Origin of the sequence: Methanocalculus sp., from assembly GCF_029762515.1 — an archaeon.
Lineage (GTDB): Archaea > Halobacteriota > Methanomicrobia > Methanomicrobiales > Methanocorpusculaceae > Methanocalculus.
Window position 1 is genome coordinate 1 of sequence record NZ_JARVGN010000291.1, and the last position, 3,049, is coordinate 3,049.

Annotated in this window: 3 protein-coding genes, 1 tRNA gene and 1 pseudogene; 2 read left to right on the forward strand and 3 right to left on the reverse strand. The window is 54.4% G+C overall.

What is annotated here, in order from left to right:
* Positions 1-233, forward strand: a pseudogene (locus QCH34_RS09795) (DUF47 domain-containing protein); the annotation flags it as partial.
* A 6-nt stretch (positions 234-239) separates the two neighbouring features.
* Complete coding sequence (locus tag QCH34_RS09800; RefSeq protein WP_300333479.1) at positions 240-1,418, forward strand: inorganic phosphate transporter; 1,179 nt, start codon at positions 240-242, stop codon at positions 1,416-1,418.
* On the opposite strand, the gene nth is transcribed toward QCH34_RS09800, so the two are convergent.
* From nth to pyrH, 3 genes are all read right to left on the reverse strand, one after another.
* A complete protein-coding gene (nth, locus tag QCH34_RS09805) occupies positions 1,401-2,045 on the reverse strand; it encodes an endonuclease III (protein WP_300333482.1) in 645 nt (214 codons plus the stop codon). The genes QCH34_RS09800 and nth overlap by 18 nt on opposite strands.
* A gap of 7 nt (positions 2,046-2,052) precedes the next feature.
* A tRNA-Pro gene (locus QCH34_RS09810) sits at positions 2,053-2,127 on the reverse strand.
* Positions 2,128-2,182: 55 nt separating this feature from the next.
* Entirely contained in the window at positions 2,183-2,887 is a 705-nt protein-coding gene (gene pyrH, locus QCH34_RS09815) for a UMP kinase (protein WP_300333484.1), read from the reverse strand.
* Between the last annotated feature and the right edge of the window lie 162 nt (positions 2,888-3,049).

The window sequence follows — 3,049 nt, forward strand, 5'->3', positions numbered from 1 at the left end:
AGGTTCGGAATCTCAAAAACCCCGAAACTCTTGAGAACAAATGCATCGAGATCAACAGGCTCGAGAACCTTGCCGATGATGTCCTTGCCCACGCCATAACCGATCTCTTCGAAAGTAATGATGCAATCAGGATCATCAAGCTCAAAGGGATCTACGAGAGCCTTGAAGAGGCAACAGATAAGAGCGAAGACGCAGCAAATGTCCTTGCAGATATAGCAATCCGCCATTCGTGAGTTTTTATGGAGTTTCTTATCATTGCGGGGATCGGACTTGCCCTCCTCTTTAACTTTGTAAACGGCTTAAACGATGCCGCAAACTCCATCGCCACCGTCATCGCCACCAAGGTGCTCACCCCGCTCCAGGCAGTCGGGCTTGCCGCTTTTTTTAATCTCGTCGGCCCGTTCCTCTTCTCAACCGCCATTGCAAAGACAATAGGAAAAGGGATCGTCGATCCCGCAATACTCACTCCTTTTGTCCTTGTCACCGGCCTTGTCGGGTCGGTCTTCTGGGTCTTCTTCTGTTCTCATTTTGGCATACCGGTTTCAAGCAGCCATTCTCTTGTCGGAGGGATCATGGGTGCCGGTATCGGGGCGGCAGGCTTCTTTGCGGTAATCTGGCCGGACTGGAATACGATCATACTGATGCTCGAGATAGCTCTCTTTGGCGCAGGTGCGGGAGCGCTGCTGTTTGGGGCACTTGCGTACTATGCGGGAGACAAAAAACCGATCTATTTTGGCCTTGGAGCTATCATCGGCATCGCGATCATCATACCGATCTCCATGTTCCTCGATATCATCGAGATCAAGGGTATCCTTGCCATCGTCTTATTCATCGTCGTCTCCCCGACCCTCGGGTTCATCGCCGCCTATGCGTTTGCCGCCTTTATCATGCGATACTTAAGCAGAGCCAGCACGCCGCAGCGTATGAACTATATCTTCAGGAAACTCCAGATCGTCTCGGCATCCTTCCACGCCATCGGGCATGGAAGCAATGATGCGCAGAACGCAATGGGTATCATCACCGCCATACTCTTTGCCGGAGGCTTGATAACGGTCTTTGAGGTGCCGCTCTGGGTAATATTTGCCTCCTGTGCTGCTATATCGCTTGGCACGCTGCTTGGGGGTTGGCGTGTCATCGACAAGCTGGCAAACAGGATCACCCGGATCACTCCCTACCAGGGCTTCTCGGCATCCACATCCGGCGGTCTTGTCCTCTCGGCGATGACTATGCTCGGCATCCCGGTATCGACAACCCATGCAATGAGCGGGGCGATCATGGGTGTCGGCACCACACAGGGGTCTGCTGCCGTCCGGTGGGGAGTGGTGCGGGAGATTATCATCGCCTGGATCATCACGATACCGGCAGCGGCTCTCGTCTCCTTCTGCTTCTTTGCAATTGTCTCACCCTTCTTCTTCTAAAGAGGCAAAACGGCAGAGGTCACGGAGAACGCAGGTTTTACACTGCGGCTTTCTGGCAGGGCAGACCTCCCTCCCATGCCGGATCAGCAGGTACGTGATCCCGCCCCAATGGGAACGGGGAAAGAGCTCAATCAGATCCTGCTCTATTTTATCCGGGTTTGCCGAGTCTGAGAAACCGATCCGCTGTGCAAGACGGCGGACATGCGTATCAACAGCGACTCCCTCATCGATCCCAAAGGAATGGTTGAGGACAATATTAGCCGTCTTTCTCCCGACACCGGGAATCGTCAGGAGCTCATCCATCGTAGCCGGCACTCTGCCCGAAAACCGCTCCACAAGTGCCCTTGAAGCACCGATGATATGCCGGGCCTTTGCATGGTAAAACCCGGTTCTGTGGATGATTCTCTCAACCTCCTCGAGATCCGCAGAGGCAAGCGATTCCGGTGTCGGGAACCGTGCAAAGAGAGACGGCGCAACCAGATTCACGGTGGCATCGGTCGTCTGGGCAGAGAGGATCGTCAGGATCAGGCACTGGAAGGGATCTTCAAAATCAAGAAAATGGGTCTCCGTATGAGGATAGCGATCATTCAGGCGTGAATAGATCAGAAAAGCGGTGTCTGAGTCCATCTCAAAATGGGGTAGCGCAGATTCGAACTGCGGTCAAAGCGTCCCAAACGCTCTAGGATGGACCAGGCTACCCTACTACCCCGTGACCTTACTAAATTGAGGGTCTATCTAAAAAAGGGTATCGTTTTGTCCGCATCTCAGAGGGGGAGAACGGAATCCGGCTTCTCTGCAACAAGAGTGCCGTTGAATGTCCCCTCTTTGAGCGCTGTTACGATATCGCCGGGTTTTCTCCCATCCATCACGATGAAGGGGATGCCGCTCCGCTCAACGATCTTGGCTGCCACCAGATCGACGATCATGTTCGATCCCGCGCCCATCCGCTCCTTCATGATGATCCTGATCAGATCTGTCGGGGTGATCTGTGTGAACCGCTCGGCAGAGGCGTCCTTCCTCGGATCAGCCGAGTAGATTGCATCCACTGCCGTTGCATTCACCAGCAGATCTGCTCCGATCTCCTCTGCAAGGACGGCTGAGACCGCATCTGTCGTCTGGCCGGGTGTCACCCCTCCCATGACGACGATCCTCCCGTGGAGCGCTGCCTGCTTCGCCTCACGGTAGGTTGCCGGAACGGTTGGATAGGCGGCATCCCCGAGTGCGGAGATCAGAAGGAACGCATTGATCCGCGTCACCATGATGCCGAGTTCGTCTGCGGTTCCCTCATCAATTCCGAGGCTCCGGCAGACCGATATATACCGGCGTGCCTCACCTCCTCCTCCACAGACGCAGAAGACGGAATAGTCCTGTTGAATCTCCCGGAGCACTGCTACCCATGCACTGAGATTATTCGACTCAAGTGTGGGTACAAGAACCGACCCGCCGACCGAGATAACTACCTTCTTCATGGTACCTTAAACATTTCATCATGGATCACATATAATGCCGTGTTCCACAGAGTGGAGAGAGATCAAAACGGGGTGAATGGGGAGAGATGAAGGAAGCACGGATCTGGATGAGAGAGGATGAGGGGATACGATGCGGACTCTGCCCGCACGGTTGCCTGATCC

Bases quoted from the DNA above. Each gene is read 5' to 3' on its own strand.
- QCH34_RS09800 (WP_300333479.1), top strand. From the start codon at position 240: ATGGAGTTTCTTATCATTGCGGGGATCGGACTTGCCCTCCTCTTTAAC.
- nth (WP_300333482.1), bottom strand. From the start codon at position 2,045: ATGGACTCAGACACCGCTTTTCTGATCTATTCACGCCTGAATGATCGC.
- pyrH (WP_300333484.1), bottom strand. From the start codon at position 2,887: ATGAAGAAGGTAGTTATCTCGGTCGGCGGGTCGGTTCTTGTACCCACA.